At 33.3% G+C, this 19,630-nt stretch carries 21 protein-coding genes and 1 tRNA gene; 14 read left to right on the plus strand and 8 right to left on the minus strand.

The window, feature by feature from the left end:
* Positions 1 to 7 precede the first annotated feature (7 nt).
* From ACGH6S_RS07880 to ACGH6S_RS07930, 11 genes are all read left to right on the plus strand, one after another.
* Positions 8 to 979 carry a bile acid:sodium symporter family protein gene (locus tag ACGH6S_RS07880; protein WP_034914119.1) on the plus strand — a complete coding sequence of 324 codons (972 nt, stop codon included), beginning with the start codon at positions 8 to 10 and terminating at the stop codon, positions 977 to 979.
* Positions 980 to 1,049: 70 nt separating this feature from the next.
* Positions 1,050 to 2,564, plus strand: coding sequence for an inorganic phosphate transporter PitA (gene pitA / locus ACGH6S_RS07885; protein ID WP_065589862.1), 1,515 nt, complete (start codon positions 1,050 to 1,052; stop codon positions 2,562 to 2,564).
* Positions 2,565 to 2,629: 65 nt separating this feature from the next.
* Positions 2,630 to 3,082, plus strand: coding sequence for a universal stress protein UspA (gene uspA, locus ACGH6S_RS07890; RefSeq protein WP_065589863.1), 453 nt, complete (start codon positions 2,630 to 2,632; stop codon positions 3,080 to 3,082).
* Positions 3,083 to 3,262: 180 nt separating this feature from the next.
* Positions 3,263 to 4,018 carry an SDR family NAD(P)-dependent oxidoreductase gene (locus ACGH6S_RS07895; protein ID WP_174798911.1) on the plus strand — a complete coding sequence of 252 codons (756 nt, stop codon included), beginning with the start codon at positions 3,263 to 3,265 and terminating at the stop codon, positions 4,016 to 4,018.
* Positions 4,019 to 4,157: 139 nt separating this feature from the next.
* Entirely contained in the window at positions 4,158 to 4,487 is a 330-nt protein-coding gene (locus tag ACGH6S_RS07900; protein WP_034914101.1) for a hypothetical protein, read from the plus strand.
* Between the two features lie 339 nt (positions 4,488 to 4,826).
* The gene (gene thrA, locus ACGH6S_RS07905; RefSeq protein ID WP_411578600.1) at positions 4,827 to 7,283 is read left to right on the plus strand and encodes a bifunctional aspartate kinase/homoserine dehydrogenase I; all 2,457 of its coding nucleotides are present in this window, start codon (positions 4,827 to 4,829) and stop codon (positions 7,281 to 7,283) included.
* The gene (thrB, locus tag ACGH6S_RS07910) at positions 7,284 to 8,222 is read left to right on the plus strand and encodes a homoserine kinase (RefSeq protein WP_065609156.1); all 939 of its coding nucleotides are present in this window, start codon (positions 7,284 to 7,286) and stop codon (positions 8,220 to 8,222) included.
* A 110-nt stretch (positions 8,223 to 8,332) separates the two neighbouring features.
* A complete protein-coding gene (gene thrC, locus ACGH6S_RS07915) occupies positions 8,333 to 9,622 on the plus strand; it encodes a threonine synthase (protein ID WP_034914088.1) in 1,290 nt (429 codons plus the stop codon).
* A gap of 218 nt (positions 9,623 to 9,840) precedes the next feature.
* Positions 9,841 to 10,293, plus strand: a complete 453-nt coding sequence (nrdR, locus tag ACGH6S_RS07920; RefSeq protein ID WP_065560389.1) for a transcriptional regulator NrdR — start codon at positions 9,841 to 9,843, stop codon at positions 10,291 to 10,293.
* Positions 10,294 to 10,301: 8 nt separating this feature from the next.
* A complete protein-coding gene (ribD, locus tag ACGH6S_RS07925) occupies positions 10,302 to 11,432 on the plus strand; it encodes a bifunctional diaminohydroxyphosphoribosylaminopyrimidine deaminase/5-amino-6-(5-phosphoribosylamino)uracil reductase RibD (protein WP_174798914.1) in 1,131 nt (376 codons plus the stop codon).
* 61 nt (positions 11,433 to 11,493) lie between these two features.
* Positions 11,494 to 11,946, plus strand: coding sequence for a hypothetical protein (locus tag ACGH6S_RS07930; RefSeq protein ID WP_174798915.1), 453 nt, complete (start codon positions 11,494 to 11,496; stop codon positions 11,944 to 11,946).
* An 80-nt stretch (positions 11,947 to 12,026) separates the two neighbouring features.
* Here the strand turns inward: ACGH6S_RS07930 and ACGH6S_RS07935 are convergent, their stop codons facing one another.
* Positions 12,027 to 12,785, minus strand: a complete 759-nt coding sequence (locus ACGH6S_RS07935; protein ID WP_174798916.1) for a M48 family metallopeptidase — start codon at positions 12,783 to 12,785, stop codon at positions 12,027 to 12,029.
* A gap of 152 nt (positions 12,786 to 12,937) precedes the next feature.
* On the opposite strand from ACGH6S_RS07935, the gene queA reads away from it, so the two are divergent.
* A complete protein-coding gene (queA, locus tag ACGH6S_RS07940) occupies positions 12,938 to 13,978 on the plus strand; it encodes a tRNA preQ1(34) S-adenosylmethionine ribosyltransferase-isomerase QueA (RefSeq protein WP_174798917.1) in 1,041 nt (346 codons plus the stop codon).
* A gap of 78 nt (positions 13,979 to 14,056) precedes the next feature.
* On the opposite strand, the gene ACGH6S_RS07945 is transcribed toward queA, so the two are convergent.
* Complete coding sequence (locus ACGH6S_RS07945) at positions 14,057 to 14,731, minus strand: M48 family metalloprotease (RefSeq protein WP_174798918.1); 675 nt, start codon at positions 14,729 to 14,731, stop codon at positions 14,057 to 14,059.
* 137 nt (positions 14,732 to 14,868) lie between these two features.
* Here ACGH6S_RS07945 and tgt point away from each other — a divergent pair, with 137 nt between their 5' ends.
* Both tgt and ACGH6S_RS07955 read left to right on the plus strand, forming a co-directional pair.
* Complete coding sequence (gene tgt, locus ACGH6S_RS07950; RefSeq protein WP_411578601.1) at positions 14,869 to 16,005, plus strand: tRNA guanosine(34) transglycosylase Tgt; 1,137 nt, start codon at positions 14,869 to 14,871, stop codon at positions 16,003 to 16,005.
* Between the two features lie 72 nt (positions 16,006 to 16,077).
* Positions 16,078 to 16,154: transfer RNA gene (locus tag ACGH6S_RS07955), tRNA-Pro, on the plus strand.
* A 286-nt stretch (positions 16,155 to 16,440) separates the two neighbouring features.
* Here the strand turns inward: ACGH6S_RS07955 and ACGH6S_RS07960 are convergent.
* The 6 genes from ACGH6S_RS07960 to ACGH6S_RS07985 form a co-directional block, all read right to left on the minus strand.
* Complete coding sequence (locus ACGH6S_RS07960; protein WP_065589873.1) at positions 16,441 to 16,992, minus strand: hypothetical protein; 552 nt, start codon at positions 16,990 to 16,992, stop codon at positions 16,441 to 16,443.
* A gap of 19 nt (positions 16,993 to 17,011) precedes the next feature.
* Positions 17,012 to 17,305, minus strand: coding sequence for a hypothetical protein (locus ACGH6S_RS07965; protein WP_065589874.1), 294 nt, complete (start codon positions 17,303 to 17,305; stop codon positions 17,012 to 17,014).
* A gap of 52 nt (positions 17,306 to 17,357) precedes the next feature.
* Positions 17,358 to 17,681, minus strand: a complete 324-nt coding sequence (locus ACGH6S_RS07970) for a hypothetical protein (protein WP_143421966.1) — start codon at positions 17,679 to 17,681, stop codon at positions 17,358 to 17,360.
* 667 nt (positions 17,682 to 18,348) lie between these two features.
* Positions 18,349 to 18,897 (minus strand): hypothetical protein, encoded by a 549-nt coding sequence (locus ACGH6S_RS07975; RefSeq protein WP_065589876.1) that lies wholly within the window; start codon positions 18,895 to 18,897, stop codon positions 18,349 to 18,351.
* A 3-nt stretch (positions 18,898 to 18,900) separates the two neighbouring features.
* Complete coding sequence (locus ACGH6S_RS07980) at positions 18,901 to 19,221, minus strand: hypothetical protein (RefSeq protein ID WP_411578602.1); 321 nt, start codon at positions 19,219 to 19,221, stop codon at positions 18,901 to 18,903.
* Positions 19,222 to 19,307: 86 nt separating this feature from the next.
* Positions 19,308 to 19,607, minus strand: coding sequence for a hypothetical protein (locus ACGH6S_RS07985; protein ID WP_411578603.1), 300 nt, complete (start codon positions 19,605 to 19,607; stop codon positions 19,308 to 19,310).
* Between the last annotated feature and the right edge of the window lie 23 nt (positions 19,608 to 19,630).

The following is a 19,630-nucleotide window of genomic DNA, read 5'->3' on the forward strand; positions in this document are numbered from 1 at the left end:
AAAAATCATGAATATATTTCAACGTGTTAAGATTGATTCATTCTTATTGATTCTAATTTGTGTTGTGATTACAGCTAGCTTTTTTCCTTGTGAAGGACAGGCTAAAACGGTTTTTGAATACCTTACAACTTTTGCTATTGGCTTGCTATTTTTTATGCATGGCGCAAAACTTTCTTTTCAAGCAATTGTCTCTGGTATAAAAAATTGGCGATTACATTTGTTAATATTTACAACTACATTTGTAATATTCCCAGTTTTAGGCATGATGATGCAGTTATTAGTGCCCACTTTTTTATCACATGATATTTATTTAGGTTTTGTTTATCTTTGTGTTTTACCAGCAACAGTGCAGTCTGCAATAGCATTTACTTCAATAGCTAAAGGTAATGTGGCAGCAGCTATTTGCAGTGCCTCAGCATCAACGTTATTGGGGGTGTTTATTACCCCGCTTTTAGTTGGATTGTTAATACATACTCAAACCTCGGCATCAATGAACATAATTGATGCCATTACCTCTATTATGCTGAAACTGATGTTGCCTTTCGTTGTCGGGCATTTATCTAGACGTTTTATTGGTCAATGGGTAGATAAGTATAAAAATATTATTTCTAAAACAGATCGTTTGTCGATTTTATTAGTGGTTTATGTCGCGTTTAGTGATGCAGTTGTTAATGGTATATGGTCGCAAGTCGGTTTTTTATCTTTGTTAAATATTATATTTTTCTCAATTATTCTGTTAGTTATAGTTTTATTTATTACCACTTATAGTGCAAGATTTTTTGGTTTTAGCAAACAAGATGAAATCACAATTGTATTTTGTGGTTCAAAAAAGAGCCTAGCAAGTGGTATTCCAATGGCAAGTGTTATCTTCCCCATGTCGATGATGGGTATTTTGATCCTACCTTTAATGATCTTTCATCAAATCCAATTAATGATTTGTGCTTTTTTGGCTGCACGTTATGCTAAACGAAAAATGTAAAAAATTGTTTTGCTCATTAGCTTATTCTCAAGGATAATAGTGGCGCTAATTAACAACAGAAAGATATATTATGTTTCATCTATTTGCTGATTTAGAATTTTCAACCATTATATTATTAGTCTTAGCTTTACTTTTTGTACTCTTTTATGAGGCTATTAATGGATTTCATGATACTGCTAATGCTGTTGCCACTGTTATTTATACAAGGGCATTGAAAGAACAACTTGCCGTTTTTATGGCCGGAGTATTTAATTTCTTTGGCGTACTACTTGGTGGGCTTAGTGTGGCTTATGCCATTGTGCATTTGTTACCAACTGATTTATTACTTAATGTAAGCTCTACTCATGGGCTTGCTATGGTATTTTCTATTTTATTTGCAGCAATCATTTGGAATTTAGGTACTTGGTTTGTTGGTATTCCTGCATCAAGTTCACATACTTTAATTGGTTCTATTATTGGCGTAGCACTTGCAAATGCATTGGTTATGGATACATCAATTATTGATGCGCTTAATATTCCTAAGATGATTCAAATCTTTTTATCCTTGATTGTTTCACCAATAGTTGGTCTTGTTATTGCTGGGTTAATGATTTTTTGTCTGCGTAAGTATTGGACACGTAAAGGGCAAAGTAAAAAGAGTAGTAAAAAAAGAGAACGCATCTTTATGACTCCAGAGCAGCGAGAAAAACTTTATGGTAAGAAAAAGCCACCTTTTTGGATCCGAATAATGCTTATTATTTCTGCTGCAGGTGTGAGTTTTTCTCATGGTGCTAATGATGGACAAAAAGGTATTGGTTTATTAATGTTGGTATTGATGGGTATCGCTCCTGCTGGCTTTATTGTTAATATGAATGCGTCTACCTATGATATTACTAACACTCGTAATGCTATTGATAATATTCAGGAGTACTTTGTTACTCACAATGATGATCTAACTACGATAATAGGTAAACAACCTGCATTAGACACAAGTATTCCAGAAGGCGATTTGAATAAGTATCATTGTGACTATTCACATTCATTTATCACACTGGGTATTGCTCATAATTTATTTAATAAAATGAATAATTATGAATCACTCACTGTTGAACAACGTTCACAAGCTAGACGCATATTATTATGTTTATCGGATACTGTTTCGCATGTTGCTAAACAAGCTAATGTAACAGCAGAGGAAAAACAATATCTGAAATCTTTGAATAACGATTTACTTAAAACTGTTGAATATGCGCCGATTTGGATCATTATTTCGGTAGCTTCAGCACTAGCAATTGGAACAATGATAGGATGGCGTCGTGTAGCTATTACTATTGGTGAAAAAATTGGTAAAAAAGGGATGACTTACGCACAGGGCGTGTCGGCACAAATCACTACGGCTTTATCAATTGGGATTGCAAGTTATACTGGTATGCCTGTTTCAACAACTCAAGTTCTTTCTTCATCTGTGGCAGGTACAATGATTGTTGATGGTGGTGGCGTTCAAAGTAAGACCATTAAAAATATTGCATTAACTTGGATTTTAACACTTCCAATTTCAATTTTGTTATCTGGGTCACTTTTTTGGCTTGCTCAAAAATTGATTTAGTAGTAAAAAGAGAGTATCAATTTTGTAGTTTTATCTGACCGTTAAATTGGAAGGAGTAATGTATCATGGCTTATAAACACATATTAGTTGCAGTAGATTTATCACCTGAAAGTGAAGTTCTTGTCGAAAAAGCAGTTTCTATGGCTAGGCCTTATAATGCTCAAATATCTTTGATTCATGTTGGTATTAATTATTCGGATCTTTATACTGGTTTAGTTGATATTAATATGAATGATATGAAAGACCGAATTACTGAAGATGCGCATATTGCATTAAATAAACTAGCCAATGATGCGGGATATCCTATAGCTCATACTCTTTCTGGGAATGGTGAATTTGACCAAGTATTAATCGAAGCAATTCATGAATATGGCGCTGACCTTGTCGTGTGTGGTCATCATCAGGATTTTTGGAGTAAGTTGATGTCTTCTGCTCGTCAACTTATCAATAATACACATATTGATACCTTGATTGTTCCGCTAAAAGATGAAGAACCAGCAGAAGAACCTGCTAAATGAAGTATTAAATATCAACCCGCTTAATTAGCGGGTTTTTTATAGATATTAGATAGTTTTTTGTAAAAAACTTTCAGGTAACTATGTGTTTCAGTATATTTTTATGTACTACTTTTTGTTTATGCATATAGTCGTTTATCGAAATATACTCCAATTTTAACTTAGTTTATAAGGGGATTTAATATGAATATAGCTTTGGTTAGTGGTGCATCCTCTGGTTTTGGGCAAGCTATTTGCCGTAAACTTATAGCAGATGGTTATAAAGTTGTAGGCTTAGCTAGACGTGCAGATAAATTACAAAACCTTGCAGATGAATTAGGTGCTAATTTCTTTTCATTACCATTAGATATAACTAAAAAAGATGCAGTAAATACTATTTTATTGCAATTACCAAATGAATTTAAGCCCATAGATATTTTAATAAATAATGCAGGTCTAGCATTAGGTTTAGAACCTGCTTATGAAGCAGATTATAACGATTGGGAAACAATGATTGAAACTAATATTATTGGGCTAGTAAATCTAACTCGACAAATATTACCAGAAATGGTTGAGCGCAATTTTGGTTATATTATTAATCTTGGATCTGTGGCTGGTACTTATGCTTATAAAGGCGGAAATGTTTATGGTGCATCTAAAGCTTTTGTTAAACAATTTAGTGCTAATTTGCGTACCGATTTATTAGGGAAAAAGGTTAGAGTTACTAATATCGAACCGGGATTATGTGGTGGTACAGAGTTTTCAAATGTTCGCTTTCATGGCGATAACCAGAAAGCCGCACAGGTTTATCAGGGTGTTGAATTTATTACTCCTGAAGATATAGCCAATACTGTCTCTTGGTTAATTAATACACCAAATCATTTTAATGTTAACTCAATTGAAATAATGCCTGTTGCACAAGCATCGGCAGGATTGTCTATTTGTAAAGAGGCCAAATAATATCCCTTTTTTATTAATTTTTCTTCTGTTGATTTTTAGTAGAAATTAAAAAAATTTGTTTGGCAAACAAAATAGACTTGCACTTATGCTAATGGGTTGTTATTCTTTCTTCTTGTGATTTTGATTGAGGTTTATGGCAATGACATTTTCTGAAGTAACGAAAACATTTGCGACAAGTTTGCCTGGTACTGATAGTTATGTAAAGTTAAGAAAGGCAATGAGAGCATTAATTCAAGAAGATCCAAAAAATGCATCGGTTTATTTTTTGATTTTTGGATTTGCTCGTACGTATGTTATGTTATATGAAGATCAAGAAGTATCGCCGCAATTTGCCGAAGATAATCAAAAGCTAATGTTATCGTATCTTAATATTTTAGATGAAGCATTAAAAAAACAAGATGAAAAGTGCATATATCAAGCATTGAATAAAGTTGTTAATGAATACGAAAATAGCAAAAAGGTTTTTTAAAATTACAGCCTGACATGAAAATGTTGGGCTGTTTTGTTTTTTAGTTTAATTAAATATTTTTTAGGGAAAATCATGATAATTTTAGTTAGTATGACAGGAATTATTAGCACCTTAGGTACTATTATGCTATCTAGGGCGGGTTGATTTTTTCAATAAATATTAAAAAACCCGCCCCCTAAAGGCGGGTTTTTTATTTTGCATGGAAATAAAGTAGTTAACCTGTGCAAAAAAATTAAAAACAGAATTAGCATGATAAGACTACAAGATTATAAATAAGTTCTAAAAACTATAATTATAGATAGTAATGGGCATAAACTAAGATAATAAGTAAGGTGTGATATGAAAGTTTTAAAATTTGGAGGAACATCTGTTGCTAACGCAGAACGCTTTTTGCGAGTTGCAGAAATTATTGAAAATAATGCTAAACAAGAGCAAACCGCCACTGTTTTATCGGCACCTGCTAAAATTACCAACCATTTAGTAGCCATGGTTGAAAAAACGGTTGCTGGGCAAGATATCAAAAGTAACATTTATGATGCTGAAAAGATATTTGCAGATCTATTAGCAGGTCTTGCAAAAGCTCACCCTAATTTTGCTTATGAAGAGATGAAGCATTTTGCTCTTAATGAATTAAAGCATGTTAAGCAATTACTTGAAGGTATCCGTTTACTCGGTCAATGTCCTGATAGTATCAATGCATCAATTATTTGTCGTGGAGAAAAGCTATCAATTGCTATTATGCAAGAACTTCTCAAAGCAAGAGGCCATACAATCACGGTAATAGATCCTGTTGCTATGCTTATTGCAGAAGGTGGTTATTTAGAATCGACTGTTAATATACCTGAATCGGCTCATCGAATTGCTGAAATGCACATTCCACAAGACAATTTTATTCTAATGCCCGGTTTTACCGCTGGTAATGAAAAAGGTGAATTAGTTGTGCTTGGACGAAATGGTTCTGATTATTCTGCAGCCGTATTAGCAGCTTGTTTAAGAGCAAATAGCTGTGAAATATGGACCGATGTTGATGGAGTTTATACTTGTGATCCCCGTATTGTACCAGATGCCAAATTACTAAAAACAATGTCTTATCAAGAGGCGATGGAACTTTCATATTTTGGAGCAAAAGTACTTCATCCAAGAACTATTTTACCTATTGCCCAATTTCAGATTCCTTGTTTAATCAAAAATACAAATAACCCTGATGCACCAGGCACATTAATTGGTGCTAATATTGTTGACTCAACCACACCTGTAAAAGGTATTACCAATTTAAATAACATGGCAATGATCAATGTTTCAGGTCCAGGGTTAAAAGGTATGGTTGGTATGTCGGCACGTGTGTTTTCTGCAATGTCTTATGCTGGCATTTCAGTTGTACTTATTACTCAATCATCATCTGAATACAGCATTAGTTTTTGTGTGCCACAAACAGAACTTTATCGTGCAGAAGAAGCTTTAAGTGATGAATTTTTCTTAGAATTAAAAGATGGATTACTTGAACCGATCGAGGTGATGGAAAGGCTTGCTATTATCTCTGTAGTGGGCGATGGTATGCGTACCTTACGAGGTTTATCAGCTAATTTCTTTACAGCATTAGCCAGAGCTAATATTAATATTGTTGCTATAGCACAAGGTTCATCTGAACGTTCAATTTCAGTTGTAGTTGATAATGATGTTGCTGTAATGGGCGTTCGTGTTGCGCATCAGATGTTATTTGGTACTGATAAAATGCTTGATGTCTTTGTTATTGGTGTTGGTGGGGTCGGTGGTGCGCTTGTCGACCAAATTGGACGTCAACAGAAATGGCTTAAAAACAAACAGATTGATTTGCGAGTATGTGGTTTGTTTAACTCTAAACACAGCATAACCAATAGAGACGGTATTGATCTTAGTAATTGGCGTGATCAAATCAAACAGAGTGATACTAAATATTCATTAGATAGTATTATTGAGTTTGCCAAATCTAATCGATTACTTAATCCGATTCTTGTTGATTGTACTTCTAGTAGCGAAGTATCTGACAAATACGCTGATTTTTTAGCTAATGGCTTTCATGTCGTTACACCAAATAAAAAAGCAAATACCAGCTCAATGGCCTACTATTTACGCTTACGCCAAGAAGCTGCAAAAAGTAAGCGTAAATTCCAATATGATACCAATGTAGGGGCAGGGTTACCGGTAATTGAAAATCTTCAAAATCTACTTAATGCAGGTGATGAGTTAATCAAGTTTTCGGGAATTCTATCTGGATCGCTTTCTTTTATATTTGGTAAACTTGACGAAGGCATGTCACTGTCTGAAGCAACTAAATTGGCTAAAGAGAAAGGTTTTACTGAACCTGATCCTCGAGACGATCTATCTGGAACCGATGTAGCTAGAAAGTTACTTATTTTAGCTAGAGAATCAGGTTTACAATTAGAATTGGATCAAATCAATGTCGAATCCGTATTACCTCCTGAATATGCACAAGGTAGCATTGATGATTTCATGACCAAATTACCGCAGTTAGATGCACAGTTTAAAGCAAAATCTGAACAAGCAGCAAAAGAAGGTAAAGTTCTACGTTATGTGGGTAGCATAGAAAACCATCAATGCAGTGTTAGAATTGAAGCTGTCGATAGCGAAGATCCTCTTTATAAAGTCAAAAATGGCGAAAATGCCTTAGCTTTTTATACTCGTTATTATCAACCTATTCCTCTTGTATTACGTGGTTATGGTGCTGGTAATGATGTTACTGCAGCAGGTGTTTTTGCTGATATTTTACGTACAACATCAGGTAAAATCGGAGGTTAAATGAGTCATAAATCTTTAACTGTTTATGCGCCTGCATCAATGGCTAATATTAGCGTTGGTTTTGATATATTGGGCGCAGCAATTAGCCCGATTAGTGGCGCTATGCTTGGTGACTGTATTACTGTTAAATCTGCTAACGAATTTTCCCTTACTAGCAAAGGTCAATTTGTCAAAAAGCTACCACGTGATCCAAAATGTAATATTGTATTTCAATGTTGGCAGCGATTTTGTCAAGCAATGGGGAAAACTTTACCTGTTAGTATGACTCTTGAAAAAAATATGCCAATTGGCTCTGGTTTAGGTTCAAGTGCGTGCTCAGTAGTTGGTGCATTGGTTGCATTAAATGAGTTTTTTGATAAACCTTTTAATGAATTTGAAATGTTATCCATGATGGGAGAACTTGAAGGTCGTATTTCGGGCAGTGTGCATTATGATAATGTTGCACCATGCTATTTAGGTGGGATGCAACTTATTCTTAATGAGATGGGTATTATTAGTGAGTCGATTCCGCATTTTGATGATTGGTATTGGGTGATGGCTTATCCAGGAATAAAGGTATCAACGGCTGAAGCTCGTGCAATTTTACCTGCTCAATATCAAAGGTCTGATTGTGTAGCACATGGTCGCTATGTGGGGGGATTTTTGCATGCTTGTTATACCAAACAACCTAAGCTGGCTGCCACAATGCTTTTTGATAATATTGCTGAGCCTTATCGTAAACAATTATTACCTAATTTTGATGAAACTCAAAAACGGGTTAAGCAACTTGGTGCTTTGTCATCGGGGATTTCAGGTTCAGGGCCAACAATGTTTGTGATTGCAGATAAACTTGAAACAGCTCAGCAAATTGAATTATTACTTAAAAAATATTATTTGCAAAATGATGAAGGTTTTACTCATATTTGTAAAATTGATACTCAAGGAACAAGAGTTATTTAATGTTTACTATAAAAAGTAGAGTTAAATATAACAAAAATGCCAACTATTATTGAACAAGTTGATATTACGAAGAGTGAAATATTACAGCATAAAGATAACCGGAAAATATTATGAAATTATATAACTTAAAAGATCATTCCCAGCAAGTTAGCTTTGCACAAGCAGTTCAACAAGGATTAGGAAGAGGACAAGGTTTATTTTTTCCTCAACAATTACCTAAATTTTCATCATCCGAAATTGAGTCGTTATTAAAACTTGATTTCATTACTCGAAGTGCCAAGATCTTATCTGCTTTTATTGGTGATGAGATTAGCTGTGATGATATGCATAGACTTGTTAAAAATGCATTTCAATTCCCTGCTCCAGTAACTTCTGTGGAAGCAGATATTGGTTCATTAGAACTATATCATGGACCAACATTAGCATTTAAAGATTTTGGTGGGCGCTTTATGGCGCAAGCTTTAGTGCAAGTTGCTGCTGACAAAAAAATTACTATTTTGACTGCTACTTCTGGCGATACTGGTGCGGCTGTTGCTCATGCGTTTTATCATTTACCAAATATTCGCGTCGTGATTTTATACCCAGAAGGTAAAATTAGTCCATTACAAGAAAAGTTATTTTGTACTTTAGGTGATAATATACATACAATTGCTATTCAAAGTGACTTTGATGCGTGTCAAGCCTTAGTTAAAAAGGCATTTGATGATGAAGATTTGAAAAAAACAATAGGTTTAAACTCCGCTAACTCAATTAATATTAGCCGATTATTAGCACAAATCTGTTACTATTTTGAAGCTTTTGCACAACTCACATCAACCCAACGTGAACAGCTGGTTATTTCTGTGCCAAGTGGCAATTTTGGAGACTTAACAGCAGGTCTACTTGCGAAAACAATGGGATTACCTATTAAACGCTTTATTGCTGCAACGAATGCCAATGATACAGTACCTCGTTATTTAGAAACCGGTAAGTGGGAACCTCACACAACCATTGCAACATTATCGAATGCAATGGATGTAAGTCAACCAAATAACTGGCCACGTATCGAAGAGATTTATAAGCGTGAGGGATGGGATCTTAAATCACTCGGTCATGCTACTGTTTCGGATGAAGTTGCTAAGCAAACTGTTTGTGAACTTGATCAAAAAGGTTACTTATCTGAACCTCATGGTGCAATTGCTTATCGAGCACTGCGTGATCAGTTACAAGAGGGTGAATATGGACTATTTTTAGGTACGGCACATCCTGCTAAATTTAAAGAAGTGGTTGAAGATATTTTAGGTAAATCAGTTCCATTGCCTAAAGAGTTAGCAGAGCGAGCTGATATGACATTGCTTTCTCATTGTATGCCTGATGATTTTGCTAAATTAAGAGATTTTCTCATTAAATTAAATTGGTAAGTGTTTTATGCCACCAAATAGGTGGCTAATTTTTGAATGTTTGGTGAATCTTCATCATCATGTATTTTAATACTATCGATGATAAAACTAACATTTAAGGTGAATAAACCATACCTATTTTTCTAGTATAATGATTAACGTCATAACAATTAGACCCTTGTTTAAATCAAAATTTTCAGATATTGTAATGATTATTTTGTTGCCATAAGGATACATTTATGCACTGTCCTTTTTGTAATGCAGATGATACAAAGGTGATCGATTCACGTCTTGTTGGTGAAGGATTTCAAGTCCGACGTAGACGGCAATGTGTTGAATGTAATGAAAGATTTACTACATTTGAAGTTGCTGAATTAATTATGCCTAATGTCATTAAAAGCAATAAAGTTCGCGAACCATTCAATGAAGATAAATTACGTAATGGTATGAAAAGGGCTCTTGAAAAACGTCCAGTGAGTTTTGATGCCATTGAAGATGCGATTACACGTATAAAATCTAAACTAAGAGCAACAGGTGAACGTGAAGTTCCAGCAAAATTAATTGGTGACTATGTGATTGAAGAACTTAAAAATCTAGATAAAATTGCTTATATTCGTTTTGCTTCGGTTTATTTTAGTTTTGACGATATCGAACAATTTAGTAATGAAATTGCTAAGTTACAACAAAAATAATCAACAATATGACTGCAATTTGCAATAAAGATCACTTCTATATGCAACAAGCCATTGATTTGGCTAAGCTTGGTCGTTTTACAACAACACCAAATCCTAATGTTGGCTGTGTCATTGTTAAAGATGATCAAATAATTGGCAAAGGTTATCACCAAAAAGCTGGTGAGCCTCATGCCGAAGTTCATGCACTAAAAATGGCTGGTGATGAGGCAATCGGCGCAACAGCTTATGTGACATTAGAGCCTTGTAGTCATTTTGGTCGAACACCTCCTTGTGCTGATGCGCTTATTAAAGCTGGCATCATTCGTGTAGTAATTGCGATGCAAGATCCTAACCCTAATGTTGCAGGTAATGGTATTAAACGCTTAAAAGAAGCAGGAATAGATGTCACCATTGGCGTTTTAACTGAGCAAGCAGAAGCTATTAATAAAGGCTTTTTAAAACTCATGCGAACAGGTTTGCCTTATATTCAACTTAAACTAGCCGCCTCATTAGATGGTAAAATTGCCATGGCATCTGGTGAAAGCAAATGGATAACATCAAATAAGGCAAGAGAAGATGTGCAACAGTTCCGAGCTCAAGCAAGCTGTATTTTAAGTACTCGTGCGACTGTGCAAGCTGATAATGCAAGTTTAACAGTTAGATATAACGAATTACCTGATGAAATAAAAAAAATCTACCTACCAGAAAAAATCCGGCAACCTATTCGTGTAATTATTGATAGTCAAGCTCAGCTAACAGGTACTGAAAATATTTTCAATCAGCCAGGTGAAACATGGATAGTACGAAAAAAAGATAACCTTATTGCAAAACAAAATACCAAATTAATTATAGAATCATCTAGTTGTAAACAAATAGATTTATCTAAATTGTTTGCATTATTAGCCGAAAAACAAATAAATTCGGTTTGGGTTGAAGCTGGTGCTCATCTGGCTGGAGCTCTAATAGAACAAGATTTAGTGGATGAATTAATTATTTATTATGCACCAAAATTACTTGGTCATAATGCGTTAGATATGTGTATATTGCCAAATCTGCAAAAGCTTTCATTAGCACCACAATTTCAATTTGAATCGATTGCTATGGTGGGCGATGATCTTCGACTTATTTTAAAAAGAAAATTACTTGCAACTTTGTAAAGAGTTAATAACTTTTTTCAGTAACATTCAAAACTAAAAATTTAATAGTAAGTTAGCTGGTATGTATCAAATAACAAGATTCGCCACACTTGATATCGATCTTTTTTTTAATTTAGATGAGTATCGTATTATCGAAGACTTCGGTTATGGTGATATTTCAGGAATAGGAAAAGTCTGTGGTTATCAAATTCTCTTTTTTTATATTTCGGATAATGTTGAGGCATTATCAATTGATGAAGTTATAGACAACACTTTCTTATGTGATAAAGCAAATCAAATTTTAGATTTTCTTGGTTTTGACTTTAAAATTGGTCAGCCGTTTGAGTTAACCAATCAGTTTAATCATAATTATAGATTTAAAGATCATATCTATGAAGAGCACATGCGTTACTATTATGTTTTCGATAACATTTTGATTACTCTAGGTATTAATTTGGAAGGGGTTTTGGTTTCATTTGAAATGGTTAAAGATCAATGTATTATCAATAATCGCCTTGAAACTTTTAAATCTTAGCTTCGTCTTCAAATTTTATTTTATTGGTAACAAATAAAAAAAGCGCCATTAATAGCGCTTTTGATTAAAAATTACTGTGCTTATTTTTTAAGTTCAGCGATTTTTTTACGAATATTATTTGCACGATCTGTTGAAGATGGATGGCTACTTAAGATTGAAGCGTCACCGCCACCTAATTTATCAAATGCAGTTGCAAGACCTACTGGATTAATTTTTTTCTTAACTAAGAAATCGAAAGAATAGTTATCCGCATCTTGTTCTTGTTTTTGTGAAAATTGAGAATTAATCACTGCTGATGCTAAAGCGCCTAAGCTAGATTTAGATAGAGCGGCAATTTTTGCATTACCAGATGCTGCTGCTGCATCACGTGCAATTTCAGTCGCATAAGCAACTTGCATTGCTTTTTTACTATGACCTAAAGCTACGTGACCTAATTCGTGACCTAAAACACCTTGAATTTCGTTATCAGTCATCATATCCATTAGACCACTATATACACGAACACAACCATTAGCCATTGCCCATGCATTAACATCTTTTGTGATGTATACTTTATAGTTGATTGGTGTACCGTTTAGATTATTACCAAGTGTTTTTGCAATTTTATTTAATCGTTTAGTATAAGCGCTTTTTGCTGGAGCAATTCTTGATTGAGCATCCATTTCAGCACATGATTGTTGACTTAATGCTTTAACATCATTATCACTTAGAGTAGCAGCTTGCAAACTTTTCATGCCAAGGCTAGTTAAGTCATCTGCGCTCATATTTTTACAACCAACGAGTGACATTGCTGCAACTAGAGGTAGTGCAACTAACAATGTTTTTTGATGTTTATTCATACTCTTTTCCTTATATTAATATAAATGTCAAATGCCTAATTTCTTTAGACAATTTAAATTTTAACGTAACTTTTATAATAATCAACAAATAATTGCTTGATTAGACAATATCCGGGCTTTAGACTAATGCCTCATTTTTGAGGAACACGATTATGCAACTATCCGATTTTGATTTTTATCTTCCTAAAGAACTAATTGCCAAACATCCTTCAAAAAACAGAAGTGCATGCCGACTTTTATCTCTTGATAGCCATACAGGTAAAGTTGAAGATAATGTATTTACTGATATTATCGATAAAATCAATCCGGGTGATTTACTTATTTTCAACAATACTAAAGTTATTCCTGCTCGCTTATATGGAAAAAAAGCTTCAGGTGGAAAAATTGAAATATTAATTGAAAGAATATTAGATAATAACCGAGCTCTAGCGCATATTAGAGCTTCAAAATCACCCAAAGCAGGTGCTGAACTAATATTAGGTGAAAATGACCCTATTAAGGTTACCATGCTAACACGCCACGATGCTTTATTTGAATTGCAATTTCCTGACGATGTGCTTAGTGTTTTAAATAAGATAGGTCATATTCCATTACCGCCATATATTGATCGCCCAGATAATGAACAAGATCGTGAAGTTTATCAAACAGTGTATAGTAAAGTGCCAGGAGCCGTTGCTGCACCCACGGCGGGTCTTCATTTCGATAAACCTTTATTAGAAAAACTAAAACAGAAAGGCGTCGAAATGGCATTTGTCACTTTACACGTTGGAGCAGGAACATTCCAACCAGTTAGGGTTGAAAACATTGAAAACCATATTATGCACTCTGAATATGCTGAAGTGCCAGAAACTGTTGTGGAAGCGGTGTTAGCATGTAAAGCACGAAACAAAAAAGTTATCGCTGTGGGAACAACTTCTGTTCGAGCTTTAGAAAGTGCAGCACAAAACACAGGAAAAATAGCTCCTTTTTTTGCCGATACCCAAATTTTTATTTATCCGGGGTATCAATTTAAGGTCATTGATTCGCTCATAACTAATTTTCATTTACCTGAATCAACTTTGATTATGCTTGTTTCTGCCTTTGCTGGTTATGAAAACACCATGAAAGCTTACCAACATGCTGTTAAAGAAAACTATCGATTTTTTAGTTATGGTGATGCTATGTTTATTACAGCGAAAAGTAATAAATATTAATAAATATCAAATAAATATCCAATGTAATTAAGCTAAGTTCAAACTTTATGGCTATATTAAGCTTATCTATATAAATACTTATTTATTGCCTAATTGATCTAAAATACGATCAATACGTTTTGTATTTGATGGATGCGATGTTTTTGTTTTTGAATGAATCGGCATTTTTTTTAACATAGTTACAAGCCCGATTGGGTTAATATTACTGCTCATTAATAATTCCAAGGCATAATGATCGGCTTCAAACTCATATTGTTGAGCAATATCTTCTTTAACAAGAACTATTACCTCTTTATTGGTTATCCCAACATAAGGGGCTAGTTTAAATGATTTTATAGCATGCTTAAGAGCAATATGAGCTTGTTCATGAGCTAAAACTGCCTGTAATTCATTATCGTTTAATAATTTTATTAATCCACTGTTTATGCGAATACAACCATTAGCTGTTGCCCATGCATTAGGATCAGTATTTAAATAAACTTTGTAATTTACTTCAATATCATTAATCTTTTTAGGCAACGTTTGAGTTAGTTTTTCAAGTTTTTGGGTAAGCCAACTACTTTCATTAGCAATAACAGATCGTTTATCTGAGTCAGCACACGCTTGTGCTCCAATAGCCTCGATGTCTTGTTCAGATAAATGTTTAATTTTGTCTGATGTAATAATTAGCGCAACTTCATTATTGAAGTTTTGACAACCAACTAATAAACTAATTGAAAAACATGATATTAAAAATAAATTAATATGCTTCAAATGTCTTAAATCCTTTCAAATATTGTTTATTGATGCCTAGCACGATAAACTAACACCGAAAATTAATGATACGGTGACGTATTATAACAATAATTCGCGCCAAACTGTTTATTTGGTCGCAAGAGGTTAACAAAAAAATGAAATTTGAACTAGACAATACCGATGGGCTTGCTCGTCGAGGACGTATGAAATTCGATCGTCGTGGAGTTGAATATACCGTTGAAACACCAGCATTTATGCCTGTTGGTACTTATGGCACGGTAAAAGGTATGACCCCTGAAGAGATTACTGCAACTGGAGCTCAAATATTACTAGGCAACACATTCCATTTATGGTTAAGGCCTGGACAAGAAATCATGCGAAAACATGGTGATTTACATGATTTTATGCAGTGGCATGGCCCAATTTTGACCGATTCGGGAGGGTTTCAAGTCTTTAGTTTAGGTGATATCCGCAAAATCAAAGAGGAAGGTGTCTATTTCCGTAATCCGATTAATGGTGATTCGATTTTCTTATCACCTGAGGTTTCAATGGAAATTCAATATGATCTTGGTTCTGATATTGTGATGATTTTTGATGAATGCGCCCCGTTTCCTGCTGATTGGGATTATGTCAAAAAATCAATGGAAATGTCTTTACGTTGGGCTAAACGTAGCCGAAAGCGTTTTGATGAATTAGGCAACAAAAATGCACTCTTTGGTATTGTGCAAGGCGGAATACATCAAGAATTACGTGATATCTCAATTAAAGGATTGACCGAAATAGGCTTTGATGGCTATGCTGTTGGTGGATTAGCTGTTGGAGAGCCTAAAGCTGATATGCATCGCATTTTGGAGGGTACTTGCCCACAATTACCAGCCGATAAACCTCGTTACCTAATGGGCGTGGGTAAACCTGAAGATTTAGTTGAAGGTGTACGTCGAGGTATTGATATGTTTGACTGTGTGATGCCAACCCGTAATGCACGTAATGGTCACTTATTTGTCACAAATGGTGTAATTAAAATTCGTAATGCAAAATATAAAGACGACACTACTCCGCTTGATCCTCATTGTGATTGTTATACTTGCAAAAATTATACTAAATCATATCTTCATCATTTAGATAAGTGTGGTGAGATTTTAGGTGCACGACTAAATACCATCCACAATTTACGTTATTATCAACGTTTAATGGCTGAAATTCGTGAAGCTGTTGCGAATAAACGTTACGAAAATTTTGTCATTGAATTTTATCAACGAATTGGTAAAACACCAGCACCTTTATCGAAATAAAGACATAGCAGATATAAATTTTTATCGTAGGTATTGACACTTTTTAGGAAGCGCAGTATTATGCGCTTCCAACGGCGAGTAGCGCAGCTTGGTAGCGCAACTGGTTTGGGACCAGTGGGTCGGAGGTTCGAATCCTCTCTCGCCGACCATTTTTTCCTTTCAAAACCCTTTTTTAACATCATTAATACCTTAAAAAATAACATAATTACATTATTTAATAAAAATAAAAAATTAAAGCTAACTTATTATAAAATAAGTTATTTTTTATATTTTAGCAGAAGTGAAATTACTAAAAAATGTAATTTGAAAGAAAAAGAGTATTTATTAAATAAGTTTAAAATTGAAAAAGAAGAAGATATACAACATATACAAAATAAAAAGGTAAAACTCCCAACAATTTTATAAAAAGAGGGAATCCCCTCTTTTTATTATTACTTATAAACCAATTATTTTCTCTCTTGAATTAAAGAGACCGCAATCGTCATAAATTTCTTTATCTTTTGAGTGACATGAACTTTTTGTTTTTTCTGCATTTTTTTTCATTTGCTCATCTGTATCACCTGAAATTTTATAATATACTTTGTTAGTGTTAAAGTTAAATAGATAATTAAAATCATTATCAAGAATATTTTGATCATATGATGATTTTTTACCAACAATTTTCACTTTTACTTTTAAATCACCAACAAAGTATGAATCACAAGTTAAATTAATTGAATCGTCAGATAATATTACTTTATTTATTTCTTCTTTTGAAACTGAGCAATTTTTCAATTCACGATCAATTATAAAAGATGGTTCTTGATTTTTACGAATTGAATAAGTATGATACTGATAGAATTTGTTATTTTTAAAATCATAAAGCATAGCCCATTCTTTTTGATCTTTTATTGCTTCTTTAGCAAATTTTACAAACTCATCATCACCACAACCAACCAACATCATGCTTAAAACACTAATACAAAAAAAACTAATTATTTTTTTCATTATTTAACCCCTTTCTTTTTTACTTAGCATTAATTAATTTGTAAGTAATGCCGTTTTTACAAACTTTTGTTGTGTATTTACCATCAGTATTTAAATTTATAGCAAGTGTTACAGTATCAAGATTACAATTTTTACTAATCTCATTCATTATTTTCATATAACCAACTCCAGTTAAATCTGGAGCTTGAGAATCAAAACCACTTGCTGTTGCTTTACCTGTTTTTAAATCATAAATAATTGTGTTTTTATCACCACATCCCACCAAAACAAAACCTAAAACACTAACACACACAAAACTAATTATTTTTTTCATTATTTTATTCCTTGTAATTAACACAAATAAGCCTCATTATTTAAATAGTTATTTATTTACCAGATAAGTTTTCTAAAATTTTTAAAATTCTTAATGTAAACATGCTTGGAAGCCAACCAAAAATAAAGCTAGTAAAGAAAAAGTAAATAATCAAAATCCCAAACCCTTGTAAACCGCCTAAATTATGAAACATATCGTAAAGTGCCATAAAAACTTTAATAGGATTATCTAGTCCCAAAAATTTATCAAAAATAATTAAAGTAAACCCAATCCAATAAAGCAAAGCTATACCATCTCTAACTAAAGGATTCGTTGTAATATAATAATCTCCGTCAAGATCAGAATAATAACCGTTCAAAATTCTACCAAGCATCATTTTCTCCTTATCTATAAAAATTTATTAAAAGTAAAGTAAAGGTTAAGTTAAAAAGATTGACTATTGTATTATGATCGGTTTCACAGATCAATAAAATATATTATAATAGGTTTTATCTATCACAATTAACCTTACTGATCGTTATAATCTTTCAAAAATTTTTAAAAAGTAACAAGTTAAGTTAATTGCGTGTTTAATTTATATATTTTAATTAATCAATGGGATGGGCGAATGATATATAATGTTTTTCAATAATAAGGATAACGTGGATAATTACATTAGTTAGTTTTCTTATTTTTTCCATTTACAAAAAAAGCATATTAACATCGGCAGGTACGTTCATTTTTGATTTTGTTATTAATTTTATTTTAATTAGCGTTGTGGTATTTCTTTCTAAAAAGATTAAAAATAATTTAAAAAAGAACAAGCCAAATACTAGAGCTAATGCAACAACTTAAAATGGATGAACAAAAACTAAGAAGAATGGTAGCTAGCTGGCTAACAGCATAAAAATGCAGGAGGATTTAGGTAAATTAACGGGTTTTATGAATAAACAGGTAATTGAAACTGCATTAAATGAATAATTGACTGAGCATCCGTCACCTTTAACTTTAAAATACACAAAATTTAGGAAGAGGGCGTTTATAGCTTATGTTTTAAATTAACACTAAAAATAAGAATAAGGTTTAGGTATACGGCGTTTTTTCGGCGTTTTCTTTTTATATGCTTTGGGCTTCCATTGAGAATAATCCGTGACATAAAGTTCATTAAGTTTTAAATCATAGGGGATGTCTTTTATATTGTCAGCGATTTCATCGTAAGGTGAAGGTAGTGTGAAAGATAGACCATAATCATCATCAACAATCAGCATGCCAAGTAAGATAGCTCGAAACTTAGTTAGATAGCACAACTCTTCCATGGTAATGCCAGCATATAACTCGTTTTGATATTTATTTATATATTTGCCTTGGTAATTTTGGTTACATCCTATTCCAATAATGTCTCCGTCAAAAGTGGTAGTGATTGTCAATGTGCCATCGTTTAACGAATAGAAGCACCATCTATTTTGCTCACCAGGTGGAGAATACAATTCACATTCTTGACATTTAACATCAAAACGTTGGTACATTTCATCCAAATAAGTGAGAATGTTATCACCAATTTGAATGTTTCCTATTGATTTATAGCTAATAATGTTAGCATTCAATGCGATCATGACTTACCATCTTGATATTTGCCCATCGTCGTCTAATATTTTAATCTCAGTCTGACTTCTTATCCATGTAAATAACTGCGCTAAATCTTTTTCGATCCTAGGCGGATGAGCACTTATTTCAATAAAAATTTGAGTATCTTCCAAAAATAGTCTGACATCGAACAATCTACTCTTACTATTATCCCAATATGGTGAGCCAGATAAACAGTATGCGTTATTTTTAGCAATATAAGTGGGTAATGATAAAATTTTATTGGCAATATCACAGGCATTTTGCTGATACCATGTGTGATTTATAAACACTAATCTAAACTCGGCTGACATTGAGTGGTGTTATCCCTATCATAATAAGTTTTATTACTAAAACGTATGGCTAAGTATTTGATATCCATTATTCAATAACTAAATAGTTAATCACCAGTAACACGTAATTGTTTAATATTTTTTTGTTGGAGCGTGATGATGATCCGTTGCAGTTCAGGAGTAAAATTTTCAATTTGTGACATAATTTGCGTTAAATCAGTTATCAATATTGCCAAATTGCTAGCATTAAACACAACATTAACGGTGTAATAGTCACGAATTCTTTTTAATTGTTTAAGACTTTTCCAGCAGGTTGATGTACTAAATATTTTTCCATGAAGATCTTCGCTCATGGTAAATATTTCTGATTGCTGATTGTCAAAGTTGATAATAAAATCTAGCGCCATAAATTTAAATACCTATTAGGTAA

Source organism: Gilliamella sp. BG3 (assembly GCF_046635605.1).
GTDB lineage: Bacteria > Pseudomonadota > Gammaproteobacteria > Enterobacterales > Orbaceae > Gilliamella > Gilliamella bombi.

Bases quoted from the DNA above. Each gene is read 5' to 3' on its own strand.
- ACGH6S_RS07880 (WP_034914119.1), top strand. From the start codon at position 8: ATGAATATATTTCAACGTGTTAAGATTGATTCATTCTTATTGATTCTA.
- pitA (WP_065589862.1), top strand. From the start codon at position 1,050: ATGTTTCATCTATTTGCTGATTTAGAATTTTCAACCATTATATTATTA.
- uspA (WP_065589863.1), top strand. From the start codon at position 2,630: ATGGCTTATAAACACATATTAGTTGCAGTAGATTTATCACCTGAAAGT.
- ACGH6S_RS07895 (WP_174798911.1), top strand. From the start codon at position 3,263: ATGAATATAGCTTTGGTTAGTGGTGCATCCTCTGGTTTTGGGCAAGCT.
- ACGH6S_RS07900 (WP_034914101.1), top strand. From the start codon at position 4,158: ATGACATTTTCTGAAGTAACGAAAACATTTGCGACAAGTTTGCCTGGT.
- thrA (WP_411578600.1), top strand. From the start codon at position 4,827: ATGAAAGTTTTAAAATTTGGAGGAACATCTGTTGCTAACGCAGAACGC.
- thrB (WP_065609156.1), top strand. From the start codon at position 7,284: ATGAGTCATAAATCTTTAACTGTTTATGCGCCTGCATCAATGGCTAAT.
- thrC (WP_034914088.1), top strand. From the start codon at position 8,333: ATGAAATTATATAACTTAAAAGATCATTCCCAGCAAGTTAGCTTTGCA.
- nrdR (WP_065560389.1), top strand. From the start codon at position 9,841: ATGCACTGTCCTTTTTGTAATGCAGATGATACAAAGGTGATCGATTCA.
- ribD (WP_174798914.1), top strand. From the start codon at position 10,302: ATGACTGCAATTTGCAATAAAGATCACTTCTATATGCAACAAGCCATT.
- ACGH6S_RS07930 (WP_174798915.1), top strand. From the start codon at position 11,494: ATGTATCAAATAACAAGATTCGCCACACTTGATATCGATCTTTTTTTT.
- ACGH6S_RS07935 (WP_174798916.1), bottom strand. From the start codon at position 12,785: ATGAATAAACATCAAAAAACATTGTTAGTTGCACTACCTCTAGTTGCA.
- queA (WP_174798917.1), top strand. From the start codon at position 12,938: ATGCAACTATCCGATTTTGATTTTTATCTTCCTAAAGAACTAATTGCC.
- tgt (WP_411578601.1), top strand. From the start codon at position 14,869: ATGAAATTTGAACTAGACAATACCGATGGGCTTGCTCGTCGAGGACGT.
- ACGH6S_RS07960 (WP_065589873.1), bottom strand. From the start codon at position 16,992: ATGAAAAAAATAATTAGTTTTTTTTGTATTAGTGTTTTAAGCATGATG.
- ACGH6S_RS07965 (WP_065589874.1), bottom strand. From the start codon at position 17,305: ATGAAAAAAATAATTAGTTTTGTGTGTGTTAGTGTTTTAGGTTTTGTT.
- ACGH6S_RS07970 (WP_143421966.1), bottom strand. From the start codon at position 17,681: ATGATGCTTGGTAGAATTTTGAACGGTTATTATTCTGATCTTGACGGA.
- ACGH6S_RS07975 (WP_065589876.1), bottom strand. From the start codon at position 18,897: ATGATCGCATTGAATGCTAACATTATTAGCTATAAATCAATAGGAAAC.
- ACGH6S_RS07980 (WP_411578602.1), bottom strand. From the start codon at position 19,221: ATGTCAGCCGAGTTTAGATTAGTGTTTATAAATCACACATGGTATCAG.
- ACGH6S_RS07985 (WP_411578603.1), bottom strand. From the start codon at position 19,607: ATGGCGCTAGATTTTATTATCAACTTTGACAATCAGCAATCAGAAATA.